Source organism: Yersinia intermedia, assembly GCF_900635455.1.
GTDB lineage: Bacteria > Pseudomonadota > Gammaproteobacteria > Enterobacterales > Enterobacteriaceae > Yersinia > Yersinia intermedia.
Map to the genome: position 1 here is coordinate 2,704,709 of NZ_LR134116.1, position 15,248 is coordinate 2,719,956.

The window sequence follows — 15,248 nt, forward strand, 5'->3', positions numbered from 1 at the left end:
TTAAAAATACAGCAGTATCAAACCCTCATAATTTTAAAGCAGAAGATAGAGCAATAACTAAATTATAAGACTAATCATCTGCACCTAATATAAAAAACGATAAAAAAGCCTAAAAATGTAACATTACTCTATGTTTTGTAATGACATGAAAAATGTTTAAAAAATTAAATTAAGTAGTTTTATTACATCAAGAATTCATGTCATTTGCCGTTATACATTATACCTAAATTTAATATGCGTAATGTTTATGAAAAAGTTCTCCGACCTCTCCATTCTGACAAAGTTACTCTCAGGTTTCTCTGTCGTTATTGTCATGATGTTATTGCTAGGTGCAGTGGCCCTATCGCAGTTAAGCAATAATAACTCCAGACTGGAAGCTTACCGTGACAGTTGGTTACCAGGTGTTCGCTATGCATTAGAAATGCGGGGCGTCTTAGCAGAATTGCGCCTACAGCAAGTTCAGTACATCGCTTCATCGACAGAAAAAGAGCGTGAAGGGCATCGTCTGGAGATATTACAAGCTGTAGACAATTTCCGTGCTGCACAAGATAGGTTTATAAAATTACCGGAAGGTTACAATCACTCAATGTTATTCAAGAGAATAACGTCAGATTTTGACCATTTCTCTCAGGCAAACAGTCTCGTTATTGATGCGGTTAATAATAATCAATTAGCTGAAGCCACTAAAATTAGTGGTGATACATCAAGAAAATACCGTACGCAGTTGATGAAAGATCTCGCTGAATTAGTCGTACTGGAAGTTCAGGGTGGAGAACAAGCTGCAACGGATGGTCAACAAAGTTTTAATACCGCCAAAAACGTACTCATCGCTTTATTACTTTTCGCTGTTTTCATCTCCGCACTGCTTGCGGTCATGATTGCCCGTAATTTGTCTCGTTTATTAGGGGGCGAACCGGCCTACGCGGTAGCTATTATGGGGCATATCGCAGCCGGGAATTTATCGACTGAAATAAAACTTCGCCCAGGAGATAATCATAGCTTGCTGGCTTCTCTGAACATCATGAACCAGCAATTGAAGAAAACCATTAATGAGATCATGCACGGCAGTGAATCAATTTCTGTCGCCTCGAATCAGATTGCTCAGGGAAATGCGGACTTATCACAACGAACTGAAGAGCAAGCATCCTCTCTGATTCAAACCTCCGCTAATATGCAAGAATTAACCCAAACTGTACGTCAGAATGCGGATAATGCCCGACAAGCAAGTGAGCTGGCGGTTAATACAGCAGCGACCGCGACTGAAGGCGGGGCTATTGTTGATGAAATGCTACTTCGCATGCAGGAAATAACGAAAAGCTCGAAGAAGATTGTCGATATAATTGCTGTTATTGAAGGTATTGCCTTTCAAACCAATATATTAGCGCTAAATGCTGCAGTTGAAGCCGCACGAGCTGGCACTGAAGGTAAGGGATTTGCCGTTGTCGCAAGCGAAGTGCGCACTTTGGCTCAGAAAAGCGCAAATGCAGCCAAAGAGATAAAACAATTAATTGTCGGTACTGTTGAAAAAATTAATGCGGGTTCAGAACGCGCTGACCATGCCAGTCAAGCGATGGGCGAGATTGTCGATTCGGTGGGGAAAGTTGCCCATATTGTCGGGGAAATATCTACTGCATCACATGAACAACATATTGGTATTCAAGAGATCGGTATTGCCGTAGAGCAAATGGATCAAGTTACTCAACAAAATGCGGCGTTGGTTGAGCAGGCTGCTGCTGCTGCTCAATCATTAACTGAGCAAGGTGCAGAATTGCGTCAGATTATCCGCTTCTTTCAAATTAATCAGCCATCATTGAACTAAGAAAATAATGACTGAGCGCTAAGTCGTGCAAAACATAACGGCTTAGCGCTTCATTTAAGGTGATATTTCATCTTATTATATGAAAATGTTCATTCCCATTTGCTACAGAAGCTCTTTCAATACCCAAAGGCTAACACTCCCACCATTGACAGGGAATATTGCCCCACCACCCTCATCGGTAGTAATAATATCCTGACGATTACCTAAATAGTCAGCAAACTCTTTATTTTCAAAACCTTCGCCAAAGGTGATTGTTTTTTCACTTTCAGCACCATTAGAAAGAATCACTACGCAACCCGGTGCCTCCGCCGTGCCTGCACGCACAAAAGCAATACAGTTTTTATCATCAAAATAATCAGTCTGTGCACCATGGGCAAAACGTTGCCTGGCTTGAATTAACGCCTCCAATTCAGCAACAACCGGCATTTCTATCTGATAAGTCCCCCCATCTTCGCCATTATCTTGATAATTAGCACCAAACAGGTCGGGATAAAAAATACATGGGATACCTTGTTCTCGGATTAAAATCAACGCGTAAGCTAAAGGCTTAAACCAAGGTTCTACCGGTGCTTCCAGTGATTGAAGTGGCTGAGTGTCATGATTGGCCACCAAAGTAATGGTATGTAACGGGTCAACTTCAAGCAAGGACCCGTTGAATATTTGCGTCAGGTCAAAATCTTCACCCTGTTTTGACGCTTCATGAAACGTGTGATGTAAAGCAACGTCGAACAACATTACATTGCCATCTACCCGTGCCAAATATTGTTGTAACTTTTCGATGTCAGGGGACCAATACTCCGCAATAATCAGTAAATCATGGTCTATTTCATTTTGTATATATTCTATCCACGCTTTAAAAAACCATGCTGGGATATGTTTTACTGCATCCAGTCTAAAACCATCAATTGGCAGTGTCTCCAGCAACCATTTTCCCCAGTATTTTAACTCCGACATGACGTCAGGGTTACGAAAATCTATATCTGCCCCCATCAGATAGTCAAAATTACCTAACTCATCATCAACCTCTGTATTCCACCCCTCATCGCTGTAATCGTTTACTATCTTAAAAATACCGTCATCTGAAGGTTCTTCAATATAATCGACTCCGGTAAAACACTGTTTATCCCAAACAAAGGATGAATAAATTTTATTGCGACCAGGAAAGGTAAAACGGGTGTAGGCTAGAGCGTCAATAATATCATCGTCTATTTCAGTTCGGTTGTCAGGATTGACTTTACGGACACTTACCTGTTCTTTTTCATCCGCCCCCATTTTGTGATTGAATACCACGTCAAAAAGAACTTTTATGCCATTTTCCTTCAATCGATTAATTGCATTCTGTAAACCTTCTCTATCGCCATATTTAGTTGCCTGAGTGCCCTTTTGATTGAATTCCCCTAAGTCAAACAGGTCATAGGTGTCATATCCTACAGAATATCCTCCTGAAGCACCTTTATATGCGGGAGGAAGCCAAACGATATTAATTCCTAGTTGGCTAATATGTGCAGCTTGCTCTGAGACTTCCTGCCATAACTTACCACCATCAGGATAGTACCAATGAAAAAACTGGAAAATTGTCGGATTATTCATAGACTTGATGACTCCATTTAACCGTATATCTCACAGTATGGCCCACTTTATAAAAGTTGGATTGGTAATAAAGTAATAGACTGTGTATTCGTTTTAATAGTGAGTTAATGTAAGGTTTGCCAGCATTAACAAGAGGTAATTTAAATGAGAATAGTGGATATCCCCTTCGGTATCACCGATTGGTCAGTAATAGAAAAAACTGAGCATAAAGGGGAGCAAGGGGTCGCCTACTGGCGAACACAGTTTTTCGGAAGTGTTCGAGTCCGTATGGTTGAGTACAGTGCCGGATACAACGCTGACCATTGGTGTTCTAAAGGGCATATTTTGCTATGCCTCGACGGCGAACTGAGCACTGAATTGAACGATGGTCGAGTTTTCGTATTGAAAGCAGGTATGAGTTATCAGGTTGCTGATGACGCAGAAGCACATCGTTCATCAACAGTCTCAGGGGCCAAACTTTTCATTGTCGATTGATACAGCTTTTGAAAATGCCTATGGGCCCGCTATATTCGGCTAGCAGTCAGTCCTTCGACTGTTAGCCAAAATAGGCATTCTTACTGTCCTTCAGGCAATGAATCAACCGGATTATCAGGGTATAAGACCCGAATACGCCGCCTGACAATTTCAACCTGAAATGCTGCCATTATTGCAATCATGATCAGGATTTCACCAAATCCACCTTGCTCAGTCGGTTGATTATAAAGATATTGCAGTGTCCCTATAATCCATTTAGAACCAACCAGTAACAGAAATAAAGTTATCGTCAATGGTGTACCCTTGCAAAAAATACGTCCATCAGGTTCACGCCAAATCTCTATAAGGCGGCCTTGCAAAACACCAACAACAACACTAAATAAAACAGCGCTACCTAGAACTACCCAGGAAGTCATTGTAGCTGGCATATATGTTCCACCAACTACCAGACCGACCATCCCGTAAACCCAGGCCCATTTAAAACGGGCGGGGCCTAAAGACATCTCATGGCTGACCGACTGGCGGTACAATGCAAAGAGTGTTAGCACCAGAATAATCAGTATTTGTGCGGGAGTCATCGCTATCTCCTTCAAGAGAAGCATCTAATCAGGGATAAAGTGCCTTAATCTGGCATAGTGACTACCTGCCCTCGCAGTATATTCACGCTTTATCAGTCTTTGGGAAACGCCAAACGGAAGGAACCCCTTCCAGAACGGTTAACCAAGGTCGTCAACACGCACTGTATAAAGTTTAGGCTATTTTCCGATAAATAACAGAATCCGAATAGTGATAATCTTATCCCACGGCCCATATTAAATAGTTTTAACTATTCGATATTCTATTTCAATAGCATCTGGCTAATCTCAGACATCACGTATTTACAACGAAAGAATAACATTCGTTTCCCTCCTGCATATTTAATATCCTACTATTAGTGCTAAACTATTGATTATTTTCATTCAGTCGTTAGAAGTTAATTTAAAGGGAAAGCGATATGACTCAGAATATTTATGACAATCAGGCTGTTTTCCAAATTATGTAAAACGTAACCGTTCCGTTGATAGATTAGCTGGCGCGCCAGCGTGGGAAACCATTCGTCAGATGTTGCCGCCGCTGTCAGTAGAATAAAATTGTAGATCTTGGTCGTTACAATTTGATCCACTCTCTCATTATAAACACCCTTAATAGGGTTAAATGACCTATAGTATAGATTGAATCTAACACGAGAAGGGAGTGCAGTATGCCTGATAAAAATCACGAAGAAACAACAGTTAATGAAGGGTTAGCCAAAATTCATGAAGCTTCAGAACAACTTACTGAAGAGCAAATTGAGCAGTTGGCTGAAGACGCCAAAGCAGCGGCCAGAGAAAATGTACAAAAACATACTCACGACTAGTGAACTAAAATGAGGGTTGTATATGAACACTATACCGCCAGATGGATTACCGATGTACCGATTGATTACCGGCCCCGATGACTCATCATTTTGTAACCGAGTTTCAGATCAATTGATGCTTGGTTATGTATTATACGGCTCCCCCTCAATCGCTTATGACACAGAGAAAAAGACGATAATTGCGGCACAAGCGATCATTTGGCCGGGGAATTGAGTCTGATGACAGTGAACACTGCATGGTTATGGTTGCCAACGTGTGATGTTTTAAATCGACTTTTGGATTGAGTTTACGGCGACTAAGTGTTGTCTCATAGTTGATAAAATTCTTTATTTTTCAACGCGTTTATTTTCTTTTATGATACTAATTTGTGTCCATGCCAAATAATTATTGTTCACTGTAGCTAATCCTTGTTAGCAACCTTCTGCGCTTAGTGGGTAGGGTAAACCACAGGAGAGGATGAATATGCAAGCTCCCCTAATACCTCAAGATGAGGCTAAGAGAATTGCTACATTACGCGCTTATAATATTCTCGACACTTCTCCTGAAGAACGCTTTGATCGTATCACCCGCTTAGCTAAACGGTTATTTGATGTGCCTATTGCGCTCATATCTATCGTTGACGTAAATCGTCAATGGTTTAAATCACATCCAGGGTTGGTAACCAGCGAGACGCCCAGAGATATATCTTTTTGTGGTCATGCCATTTTAGGTGACGATATCCTCTTAGTGCCCAATGCCCTTGACGATATCCGTTTTAGTGACAATCCATTAGTTACCGACGATCCTGGCATTCGTTTTTATGCAGGCTGTCCACTGGTTGTTCCCAATGGCAGTAAACTTGGGACACTTTGTCTTATCGACCTTAAACCACGCATTTTGGATGAATACGATCAGCAACTTTTATGTGATTTAGCAAAAATGGCCGAGCAAGAAATTGCTGCTGTTCAATTGGCAACTATTGATGAGTTAACACAGTTAACCAATCGTCGGGGTTTTGAGATTTTAGCTCAGCATGCACTAACGTTTTGTTCGCATAATAATATTCCTGCCACTTTGATTTTCTTTGATCTAAATGATTTTAAAGAAATAAATGACTGCTATGGGCATGCCGAAGGTGATAAGGCATTAGTGACTTTCGCTGAAGAGTTACAGCTTTTCTTTCGTGAGACGGATGTTGTCGCCCGCCTGGGTGGCGATGAATTTGTCACATTACTAACGGCATCGAGTTGCAACGATATACCAGAAATATTAAATCGCTTTAAAATTGCCTTAGAATTACGTAATAGCCAAGAATTGCGTGGTTATAATATTGGCTTTAGTGTGGGATATGCCAATTGCAACTTAGATAAAGACACACCGATTAATGAATTACTTGCTGCCGCCGATTCTTCCATGTACACGCATAAGTTAGAGTTACGCACTAAAAAGCCCCCTTTATCTAAGAGTTAATTTCATGTGCTATTACACTTATCAAAGCATCAGCAAGCCGTCGCGTTAATAATTAATCAAATCAAAACTAACGGCCTAAACAATAAATCAGCCAGAAGAGAGATAGGCGATATGCCCCTAAATGGTGCCAACTCCCTAAATAGGGGCACCACCTTAGTTATCCATAATAGAAATAACCAATTTTTCAATTAGTTAGATATGGCGCAGATATTGCTTAACTAAGAGTAACAATACCCAGGAGGAAAAATATGAAAACAATGTCTGCCTACTACTTACAATATGCTGTATTTTTGCTACTGGTTGCTGGAACCATCAATTTTATTTTTCAGTAACCACTATAAGAGTCTCGCTAACGCGCGGCTCTTTTGTTTTATCCGAGATAAAAAGTACAATAAATTGTCGTGTTAATACAAAAAATAGTTGTTTGACTCATTGAACCCCGCCCAGCATGGCTGGCATCCAGCCATCGTGCCTCGACGTTTAGCCTAAAATAGAAAGGATATGCTCAGGAAAGGCAGTATCAAACGTTTGAGCGATTTCCGCTTTCGATCACCATGGGTATTTACTGATCACAAACCCCTCATTATCACTGCCCCTAGATATTATGGGAAACTAAGATTTTTATTGTACAATCTTAGCAAATAAATTATTACGATTATCACAACCACACAGAAAAATAAAGTCACCAGCACAAGCCGATAATCATGGTTGATATTTATTCAATTTTATTTATTCAATTGATATTGGCGTTTTAAAGTATCTACCCATTGTTATGGTTAAGACTTACATAAAGAAGTTGATTAGCCTAATCGGGGTTCACTATTTATATATTATAAAAAATGTGAGGATGGACGATATTGAAATGGTGAAAAAATATGCCCATCTTTCACCGAATAATTTAAATGAACATGCCAGACAAATAGACGCAATATTTAATGATTGTGTCCCAAATATGTCCCATGAAACAGATTTGAAATTAGAGATTAATGCTAAGTGATTGATTTTGTTGGTGGGTCGTGCAGGGTTCGAACCTGCGACCAATTGATTAAGAGTCAACTGCTCTACCAACTGAGCTAACGACCCAACGGCGTTAATTATTCTCCTGTTAGCCTTGGCTGTCAAACATTTCATCAGATTTTTCTGTTTATACTGTTTTATATCCCTCTCTGGAGATTATTTATTCATCTGTTCTTTACGATTATTGTTAGTTATGTAACTTCATGTTGTAATTCCAGATGCTGTGATGAACTTAACAAAATTCAGTGTGTGAAATATAAACACTGGAAAACGAGGCGTATTGTGTAATTATTGTTGCGAAGATATTAAATAATTCACTGATTGTACTTAAAGCATACAAAAAATCCAAAAGACAGACAGACAGACAGACAGACAGACAGACAGACAGACATGCTAAGACCAAAGAGCCAACATAGAGCTCAACAACTTCACAAATACAGGAAGAGGGAATGGGAAAGATGGTAGACCAATCCAAAATAGTGGCAGAACAGTTGCCGGAACCTGAAGAGCACCTTCAACGGAGCCTCTCCAACCGCCATATCCAGCTAATTGCTATTGGTGGGGCTATAGGTACCGGATTGTTTATGGGATCGGGTAAAACCATCAGCCTTGCCGGGCCGTCGATTATTTTCGTTTATATGATAATCGGTTTTATGCTGTTTTTCGTGATGCGGGCTATGGGTGAGCTGCTGCTATCGAATCTGAAATATAAATCATTCAGTGATTTTGCTGCCGACTTACTCGGCCCTTGGGCAGGTTTTTTCACCGGCTGGACCTACTGGTTTTGTTGGGTCATCACCGGTATTGCTGACGTGGTTGCCATCACGGCTTACGCCCAGTTTTGGTTCCCCGGGTTCTCCCAGTGGGTTGCCTCATTGCTAGTAGTTTTACTGTTGCTATCACTGAATTTGGCCACGGTGAAAATGTTCGGTGAAATGGAGTTCTGGTTTGCCATGATTAAAATTGTGGCAATCGTGGCGCTGATCTTTGCCGGCTTAACCATGGTGTTAATGAGTTATCACTCCCCTTCGGGTACCACCGCGTCATTTACCCATTTATGGAATGATGGCGGGATGTTCCCGAAAGGAATCAGTGGGTTCTTTGCGGGCTTCCAGATCGCCGTTTTTGCTTTTGTTGGTATTGAGTTAGTTGGCACCACCGCCGCTGAAACCAAAGATCCTGAAGTGGTATTACCGCGTGCTATCAACTCCATCCCTATCCGCATCATCATGTTCTATGTTTTCTCATTGATTATGATTATGTCAGTAACGCCATGGAGTTCAGTGGTTGCTGATAAAAGCCCGTTTGTTGAGTTATTCGTCCTGGTCGGGTTACCCGCCGCTGCGAGTGTGATCAACTTTGTGGTCCTGACCTCGGCGGCGTCGTCAGCTAACAGCGGGGTATTTTCTACCAGCCGGATGTTGTTCGGTTTGGCAAAAGAAGGTGATGCTCCAAAGCAATTTGGTAAGCTGTCGCGCCGTTCCGTCCCTGCATCTGGCCTGACATTCTCTTGTATCTGTTTGCTAGGTGGTGTGGTTCTCATTTACCTAATCCCGAACGTAATGACTGTCTTTACACTGGTCACCACGGTTTCAGCGATTTTGTTTATGTTCGTTTGGACCATTATCCTTTGCTCTTACCTGGTGTATCGCAAAAGACGCCCGGCGTTGCATAAAAAATCCATCTACAAAATGCCAGCCGGTATTTTCATGTCATGGGTATGCATGGCGTTCTTTGCCTTTGTCTTGGTGCTATTAACCTTGGAAAGTGATACCCGCCAAGCGCTGATGGTGACACCGCTGTGGTTTATCATTCTAACCATTGGTTATATCATCTTGAAAAAACGCAGAACCTACTTGTACGACAATCGTAATCAGTAAGTCGCCATCATCAGGTATAGCGGTTGCTTTATTATCATCAGTTGACTCCCGGCGCGGGAGTCAGCTTTTTACCTACAGACTTACGCTGTCGTAATTGCTTCGCGTAATCGGCGTGGCGTTAAGCCAAAATGCTGCTGAAAACGCGACGTAAAACGGGACGGTGAAATATAACCGTGTTGTGCGGCAATCTCGCCGATCGAAAGTGAGGTGGTTTGCAACGCATGTAACGCACACCCCATACGGACTTCCTCTAAAATCATGCGGAAACTGCGATCTTCTTGCATCAGTTTGCGCCGCAAAGTTGAATCCCCAATATGCAAAGAGCGGGCGACGTCACTCACACTCCAGTTGCGTGCCGGATCGAGCAGTAAAACTTGTTGTACCTGTTCCGCCCATTTATCCCGGCGGTCGATTAATAACACCCCTGCCTGCCCGGCTAAATAAAGTGCCAATAAAACCCCCATAGCTGCATGCTGTAATAGTGCATCCGGCGCATGCCCCTTCACATTGAGTAATAAGCTATCCCACGCAAGGCGAGTATGGATATCCAGAGGAACACATAACGATGGCGCAGGCGCTGGCGTCACCGCCAAGGCACCGTACCAGTGGCGAAACCGGCGTAATAAACTTTGCGGCAGATAGACCATATCAGAACAGTAATGCCCACGTTCCGGGGTATTAGCGATACTGACTTCGGCACCGGCAGGAAACAAAATCAGCGACGACTGGCCGGCACTCGCTGCCTGAGCCCCCCATTGCACCAATTTACTGCCCTGACGGACATGGCACAGTGCAGGTGCAAACACCGTGACCTGATGCAACGTATGCGCCCGGCGGGCAACAATTTCAGCGCTGGAGATGACCATCTGGCTATGATTTATCTGCTGCATACTTTCTGCTCTTGGGTTAATAATTAGCGACTATAGGTGGCCACCAGTTGCGCTTTCGAAATCACATTACTGTTGAGCATAAACCCCACCAATGCACCACTGGCGTCGCTATTGAGAGGTAACTTATCGGTTTTCAATGCCCACACCGTGAACTGATAGCGATGGGGTTTATCCCCTACTGGTGGGCAAGCCCCCCCGAATCCCGCATAGCCAAAGTCATTACGCCCCTGAACGGCACCAACAGGTAACGTGCCATTTTTGCTCTGCCCAGCGTTAGTTGCCAATGAATGAACATCGGCGGGTATATTTACCACCGTCCAATGCCACCAGCCACTCCCCGTTGGTGCATCAGGATCATAAGCGGTTATGGCGAAACTTTTGGTTCCTGCTGGCGCGCCCTGCCATGAAAGCTGTGGCGATTGATTCCCGCCCTCACAGCCAAATCCGTTAAAAACCTGCTGGGTTTGTAAAGGCTTACCTTCAGACATATCGCTACTTTTGACGCTGAAGGTTTGTGCCTGAGCAGATAACGATACTGCGATAATCGCCAGAGACAGTGCTATTTTTTTCATGATGGTTCTCCTATGAGGTAAGTGAGTAGCTTACGCAAACAGGCTTTTTTACATTGTGCCATAACGCTCTGTTATTGTGCCAAAAAGCTCAATCAAGAGCGTTAAGACGTTTTATACTGGAGAGGTGACGCAATACGGTGAAATGCTCACAAGCGTCAGTTAAATAAGTCGTGGTAACACTGTCAGATAGGAGTCGGGAACATGTCATGCTGCTGTCGTGGCAGTGACGAGGGCTTAGGCATAGGTTTGTTGATATCACTTCAAACCTCATAGGAAACTTTGTATGAACCTGTATCGTATTCGTGAATTACGGTTGGCCCGGGCCTGGTCACAAGAACAATTGGCTGAGCTTTGTAGTTTGAGTGTGCGCACGATTCAACGCATAGAGAATGGTGAACAAGCCAGTCTGGAAACACTGAGTGCCATTGCAGCAGTCATGGATCTGAAAGTCGGTGAACTGTATTGCCCACATGCTTCTCAGGAACAAGATACCCCATCGCAAGCCGTTGACCAGCGCGTCATTGATGCCCGCAAAGCGGTTGAGGATGAAATGGCTTTCGTGCGGCAGTTGCTGCGGGCGGTTATCCTGTGTGCGGTACTGTTTGCTATCAATTGGTTTACTTCACCTGGCTATATGTGGGCCTGGTGGGTAGTCCTAGGGCTAAGTATTCCGCTGTGTCTGCGGGCAATAAATCAGTTTTTGCTAGGCAATTGGGTAGAGCGCTGGCAGCAAAAACGCTTACAAAAAAAGTTACGTAATCTGTAATGATATTGCACTAAAAAATCAGCAGAAATAGAAGGTTATCTCATAACCTATGCACTTTCCACTCGACTAATAAGTTGCAGCCTGATTGTATTGGCGTATGGTTAATAGGTGTCATTAGCAGCGACTATGATTACATCATCAGCATTATTCAATAAATTTGATTGGAGCATAGCGAGATGGCGAAAATTTTAGTGCTTTACTATTCCATGTATGGGCATATCGAGACACTTGCCAGTGCGATTGCCGAAGGTGCCAAAAAAGTTAACGGCGTTGAAGTGACCATCAAACGGGTCCCTGAAACCATGCCGCCAGACGCTTTCGCCAACGCAGGCGGCAAAACTAACCAACAAGCCCCGGTCGCGACGCCGCAAGAACTGGCAGATTACGATGGTATCATTTTTGGTACGCCAACCCGTTTCGGTAATATGGCAGGGCAAATGCGCACCTTCCTTGATCAAACCGGCGGGCTATGGGCTTCTGGCGCACTGTTCGGCAAAGTTGCCAGTGTGTTCTCCTCCACCGGTACTGGCGGCGGGCAAGAGCACACCATCACCTCCACGTGGACCACACTAGCCCATCACGGTTTTATCATCGTGCCAATCGGTTATGGGGCCAAGGAGTTATTTGATGTTTCACAAACCCGTGGCGGCACTCCATATGGCGCAACAACTATTGCCGGTGGTGATGGTTCCCGTCAACCAAGTGCTGAAGAGCTTGCCATTGCCCGTTTCCAGGGTGAGCATGTAGCGAAAATTACCGCCAAACTGGTAAGCTAATTCTCTTTGGACTTGATGATGCTACAGCGGTTAGTTTTGCTCGATATCTGACCTGGCCTCGGGTTTCGTAAACAGCGTTCTAATCTGCTTTGAGCACAGATACTGCTGTCTGGTAATAAAAAAAGCACCGCATAAAAGCGGTGCTCTCATTTGCTCATTAAACAGATTTAGGCTTCAAGCAGCCCTTGAGCCAGATAGTGGTTAGCATCAGTCACCCCTGGCAAAACGAAGAAATATCCCCCACCGATCGGCTTGACATACTCTTCTAGCGCCTCACCATTCAAGCGCTTTTGTACTGTCAGGAACGCCTTTTCCAAATCAGATTGATAGCAGATAAACAGTAAGCCCATGTCCAGTTGCCCTGAATTTGACACCCCCAGCGAGTAACTGTAGCCACGGCGTAACATCAGGTTATTCTGGGTTTCCGCGGTACGCGGATTTGCCAGCCGAATATGTGCATCCAGCTTAATCACATTGCCATCGGGATCTTTGGTGTAATCCGGCTCATCATGTTCATGTATGCTACCCAAGGGCGCACCGCTGTGTTTATCACGGCCAAAGATGGTTTGCTGTTCTTGTAACGGTGTGCGATCCCAGAACTCCACTTTAAAGCGAATAATCCGCGCAGCCTGATAACTACCACCGACGGCCCACGCAGGCTCCCCCATATTGCTCTGAACCCATACCACTTGATTGATCAATGGCTTATCACTGGTTTTCGGGTTTGCCGTACCGTCTTTAAAGCCCAACAAATTGATTGGTGTTTCTTTGCCTTTACTGCGGGCCGCATGAGCGGAAATAAAGCCTTCACGCTTCCACCTTACGCTGAGTAAGTCCGGCGAGTGCTTGATAATGTCGCGTAGCGCATGAATCACTGTTTCATTAGTATTGGCACAAATTTGCAGCAAGATATCACCATGGCACAAGCCTGCATCCAGTGAATCATTGGGGAAACGCGCCATTTTTTGTAGCCGTAGGGGTTTTTGCCCCTGCAAACCAAACCGCTCATCAAACAAGGAATCCCCGACAGAAACTGTGATGGTCAGGTTATCCGGGTAAATTTCCGGCCCCATAATCCCAGAGTCCAGCGGGGGTAATTTGGCATTCACCGAAGGTGCATGCCCGCCACTGGTCAGGAAGGCCAGTCGCTCAGTCAGCAGTTTGAATAATCGGGTCAAAGCCGCCTTATCGGTGGCCAGTACATCAAACGCTACCAGCATCATAGCCGCTTGCTGTGGGGTTAATACCCCTGACTGATGCTGACCATAAAAGGGCTGCTTCTGCCAGCGTTCATCTTGCGCAAGCGCGGCTTCAGGTGCCGGGCAATCAGCGGCACGGGCTATTTTTGCCCCACCAAGCGCCAAAGTGCCACTCATCATGCCCATACCCAGCAATAAACGCCGGCGGGACAGCAAGGCCGCCCCGTTATCATGTGGATACGGCCCGTGTTGCGGGCCGGTTTTCTTACTCATCTGAACGCCTCAATCCAAACCTAATACGCCACGAAGCTGAGCAAGGTCTTCCGCCAGTGCCGTAATCGGGCCCTTCATGGCATTGCGATCAGCATCAGTTAATTTCTCGTAAGACTCATAGCCCGCTTTCGTACGATATTTTGCCAATACGCTATCGACGGTTTTGAAATTAGCATCAATTTTTTGCAGCAGCGGTTGATCGGCTTTTTCCAGCAATGGCCGCAGCAGATTAACAATTTTCTGTGCACCATCAACGTTAGCCTGGAAATCCCACAAGTCAGTACGGCTGTAACGGTCTTCTTCGCCACTGATTTTGCTGGCCGCAACCTCTTCGATTAAGCCCGCAGCACCGCCGACCACTTTATTTGGCGCAAATGTCAGGCCACTGATGCGCTGTTGTAATTCAAGGGTGTCCTTATACAGTTGGTCGGCAAATTTATCCGCACCTTTGGTGGTGTTGTCACCAAACAGGATCTTCTCTAAACGGTGGAAACCGGTAAATTTAGGATCAGCAGCTTTCTGCTCAAAATCGTCTTCACGAGCATCGATACTGCCATCCAAATCTGAGAACAATTCAGCAATAGGTTCGATGCGCTCATAATGCTGGCGGGTTGGCGCATACAACTTACGGGCCAGAGCCAGATCGCCTTTCTTGATTGCATCAGTAAAAGCTTTAGTTTGCGTCACTAATTGGGCAACTTCTTGTGTCACATAGACTTTGTATTCTGCAATCGGCCCAACCAATGCCATCGCATCTGGTTTTACCGCAGTCTGATCCCCTGCCGCAGTCACAGTCAATTTGCCTTTCGGATTGCTGAGTAAACCGCAGGTCATATCGTATTCACCCGGCTCCAGATTAGCCGTCATCTTCTGAGTAAAGCCCGGTGCAATATTTTCACGCTCCTCAACCACCATAACGCCTTTGAGGATCTCCCACTCCAGCCCTTTCTGGCTGGCATTATGAACAATAAATTGAGTTTTACCGGCAGGAACAGACAGCACCATTGGCTCACACTGCTTGTCGTTAACGGTAATTTTAATTTGTGGAATATCAGCCGCATGTACGTTGCTAGCAACAACAGGTAGTGCCAATAGTGCAGCGTGCAAGGCGGTGCGACGGAAGAACCGGTTAGACATGTGAAAATC

General features: G+C 44.4%; 14 protein-coding genes, 1 tRNA gene and 1 pseudogene. 9 read left to right on the plus strand and 7 right to left on the minus strand.

Annotated elements, in window-relative coordinates; all coding sequences use genetic code 11:
* The first annotated feature begins 247 nt into the window (after positions 1-247).
* Complete coding sequence (locus EL015_RS12395; protein ID WP_032907171.1) at positions 248-1,819, plus strand: methyl-accepting chemotaxis protein; 1,572 nt, start codon at positions 248-250, stop codon at positions 1,817-1,819.
* Between the two features lie 102 nt (positions 1,820-1,921).
* Here the strand turns inward: EL015_RS12395 and amyA are convergent, their stop codons facing one another.
* Positions 1,922-3,409, minus strand: a complete 1,488-nt coding sequence (gene amyA / locus EL015_RS12400) for an alpha-amylase (RefSeq protein WP_005189466.1) — start codon at positions 3,407-3,409, stop codon at positions 1,922-1,924.
* A gap of 144 nt (positions 3,410-3,553) precedes the next feature.
* On the opposite strand from amyA, the gene EL015_RS12405 reads away from it, so the two are divergent.
* Positions 3,554-3,883 carry a DHCW motif cupin fold protein gene (locus EL015_RS12405; RefSeq protein ID WP_032907169.1) on the plus strand — a complete coding sequence of 110 codons (330 nt, stop codon included), beginning with the start codon at positions 3,554-3,556 and terminating at the stop codon, positions 3,881-3,883.
* 80 nt (positions 3,884-3,963) lie between these two features.
* Here EL015_RS12405 and EL015_RS12410 read toward each other — a convergent pair whose 3' ends face one another.
* Entirely contained in the window at positions 3,964-4,461 is a 498-nt protein-coding gene (locus EL015_RS12410; protein WP_005189458.1) for a hypothetical protein, read from the minus strand.
* A gap of 662 nt (positions 4,462-5,123) precedes the next feature.
* Here EL015_RS12410 and EL015_RS21725 point away from each other — a divergent pair.
* From EL015_RS21725 to EL015_RS22085, 4 genes and pseudogenes are all read left to right on the plus strand, one after another.
* The gene (locus EL015_RS21725) at positions 5,124-5,279 is read left to right on the plus strand and encodes a hypothetical protein (RefSeq protein ID WP_005189453.1); all 156 of its coding nucleotides are present in this window, start codon (positions 5,124-5,126) and stop codon (positions 5,277-5,279) included.
* A gap of 22 nt (positions 5,280-5,301) precedes the next feature.
* Positions 5,302-5,493, plus strand: coding sequence for a DUF1737 domain-containing protein (locus EL015_RS12420; protein WP_032907168.1), 192 nt, complete (start codon positions 5,302-5,304; stop codon positions 5,491-5,493).
* Positions 5,494-5,742: 249 nt separating this feature from the next.
* Positions 5,743-6,729 (plus strand): sensor domain-containing diguanylate cyclase, encoded by a 987-nt coding sequence (locus tag EL015_RS12425; RefSeq protein ID WP_032907167.1) that lies wholly within the window; start codon positions 5,743-5,745, stop codon positions 6,727-6,729.
* 850 nt (positions 6,730-7,579) lie between these two features.
* A pseudogene (locus tag EL015_RS22085) lies at positions 7,580-7,726 on the plus strand (integrase); the annotation flags it as partial.
* A gap of 10 nt (positions 7,727-7,736) precedes the next feature.
* Here EL015_RS22085 and EL015_RS12430 read toward each other — a convergent pair.
* Positions 7,737-7,812 (minus strand) — tRNA-Lys (locus EL015_RS12430).
* 392 nt (positions 7,813-8,204) lie between these two features.
* On the opposite strand from EL015_RS12430, the gene cycA reads away from it, so the two are divergent.
* A complete protein-coding gene (cycA, locus tag EL015_RS12435; RefSeq protein ID WP_186367965.1) occupies positions 8,205-9,626 on the plus strand; it encodes a D-serine/D-alanine/glycine transporter in 1,422 nt (473 codons plus the stop codon).
* Between the two features lie 80 nt (positions 9,627-9,706).
* Here cycA and EL015_RS12440 read toward each other — a convergent pair whose 3' ends face one another.
* On the minus strand, positions 9,707-10,516 hold the full coding sequence (locus tag EL015_RS12440) for a helix-turn-helix transcriptional regulator (protein ID WP_005189441.1): 810 nt from the start codon (positions 10,514-10,516) through the stop codon (positions 9,707-9,709).
* A gap of 23 nt (positions 10,517-10,539) precedes the next feature.
* Positions 10,540-11,088 carry a kinase inhibitor gene (locus tag EL015_RS12445; protein WP_005189438.1) on the minus strand — a complete coding sequence of 183 codons (549 nt, stop codon included), beginning with the start codon at positions 11,086-11,088 and terminating at the stop codon, positions 10,540-10,542.
* Positions 11,089-11,371: 283 nt separating this feature from the next.
* On the opposite strand from EL015_RS12445, the gene EL015_RS12450 reads away from it, so the two are divergent.
* Positions 11,372-11,854 carry a helix-turn-helix domain-containing protein gene (locus tag EL015_RS12450; RefSeq protein WP_005189436.1) on the plus strand — a complete coding sequence of 161 codons (483 nt, stop codon included), beginning with the start codon at positions 11,372-11,374 and terminating at the stop codon, positions 11,852-11,854.
* A gap of 176 nt (positions 11,855-12,030) precedes the next feature.
* The gene (gene wrbA / locus EL015_RS12455) at positions 12,031-12,630 is read left to right on the plus strand and encodes an NAD(P)H:quinone oxidoreductase (RefSeq protein WP_005189433.1); all 600 of its coding nucleotides are present in this window, start codon (positions 12,031-12,033) and stop codon (positions 12,628-12,630) included.
* 167 nt (positions 12,631-12,797) lie between these two features.
* Here the strand turns inward: wrbA and efeB are convergent, their stop codons facing one another.
* On the minus strand, positions 12,798-14,102 hold the full coding sequence (gene efeB / locus EL015_RS12460) for an iron uptake transporter deferrochelatase/peroxidase subunit (RefSeq protein ID WP_005189430.1): 1,305 nt from the start codon (positions 14,100-14,102) through the stop codon (positions 12,798-12,800).
* 9 nt (positions 14,103-14,111) lie between these two features.
* Positions 14,112-15,239: an iron uptake system protein EfeO gene (efeO, locus tag EL015_RS12465; protein WP_005189427.1), complete on the minus strand. Its 1,128-nt coding sequence runs from the start codon at positions 15,237-15,239 to the stop codon at positions 14,112-14,114.
* Between the last annotated feature and the right edge of the window lie 9 nt (positions 15,240-15,248).

Excerpts from the sequence above, each read along its gene's own strand:
- EL015_RS12395 (WP_032907171.1), top strand. The coding sequence starts at position 248 with ATGAAAAAGTTCTCCGACCTCTCCATTCTGACAAAGTTACTCTCAGGT.
- amyA (WP_005189466.1), bottom strand. The coding sequence starts at position 3,409 with ATGAATAATCCGACAATTTTCCAGTTTTTTCATTGGTACTATCCTGAT.
- EL015_RS12405 (WP_032907169.1), top strand. The coding sequence starts at position 3,554 with ATGAGAATAGTGGATATCCCCTTCGGTATCACCGATTGGTCAGTAATA.
- EL015_RS12410 (WP_005189458.1), bottom strand. The coding sequence starts at position 4,461 with ATGACTCCCGCACAAATACTGATTATTCTGGTGCTAACACTCTTTGCA.
- EL015_RS21725 (WP_005189453.1), top strand. The coding sequence starts at position 5,124 with ATGCCTGATAAAAATCACGAAGAAACAACAGTTAATGAAGGGTTAGCC.
- EL015_RS12420 (WP_032907168.1), top strand. The coding sequence starts at position 5,302 with ATGAACACTATACCGCCAGATGGATTACCGATGTACCGATTGATTACC.
- EL015_RS12425 (WP_032907167.1), top strand. The coding sequence starts at position 5,743 with ATGCAAGCTCCCCTAATACCTCAAGATGAGGCTAAGAGAATTGCTACA.
- cycA (WP_186367965.1), top strand. The coding sequence starts at position 8,205 with ATGGTAGACCAATCCAAAATAGTGGCAGAACAGTTGCCGGAACCTGAA.
- EL015_RS12440 (WP_005189441.1), bottom strand. The coding sequence starts at position 10,516 with ATGCAGCAGATAAATCATAGCCAGATGGTCATCTCCAGCGCTGAAATT.
- EL015_RS12445 (WP_005189438.1), bottom strand. The coding sequence starts at position 11,088 with ATGAAAAAAATAGCACTGTCTCTGGCGATTATCGCAGTATCGTTATCT.
- EL015_RS12450 (WP_005189436.1), top strand. The coding sequence starts at position 11,372 with ATGAACCTGTATCGTATTCGTGAATTACGGTTGGCCCGGGCCTGGTCA.
- wrbA (WP_005189433.1), top strand. The coding sequence starts at position 12,031 with ATGGCGAAAATTTTAGTGCTTTACTATTCCATGTATGGGCATATCGAG.
- efeB (WP_005189430.1), bottom strand. The coding sequence starts at position 14,102 with ATGAGTAAGAAAACCGGCCCGCAACACGGGCCGTATCCACATGATAAC.
- efeO (WP_005189427.1), bottom strand. The coding sequence starts at position 15,239 with ATGTCTAACCGGTTCTTCCGTCGCACCGCCTTGCACGCTGCACTATTG.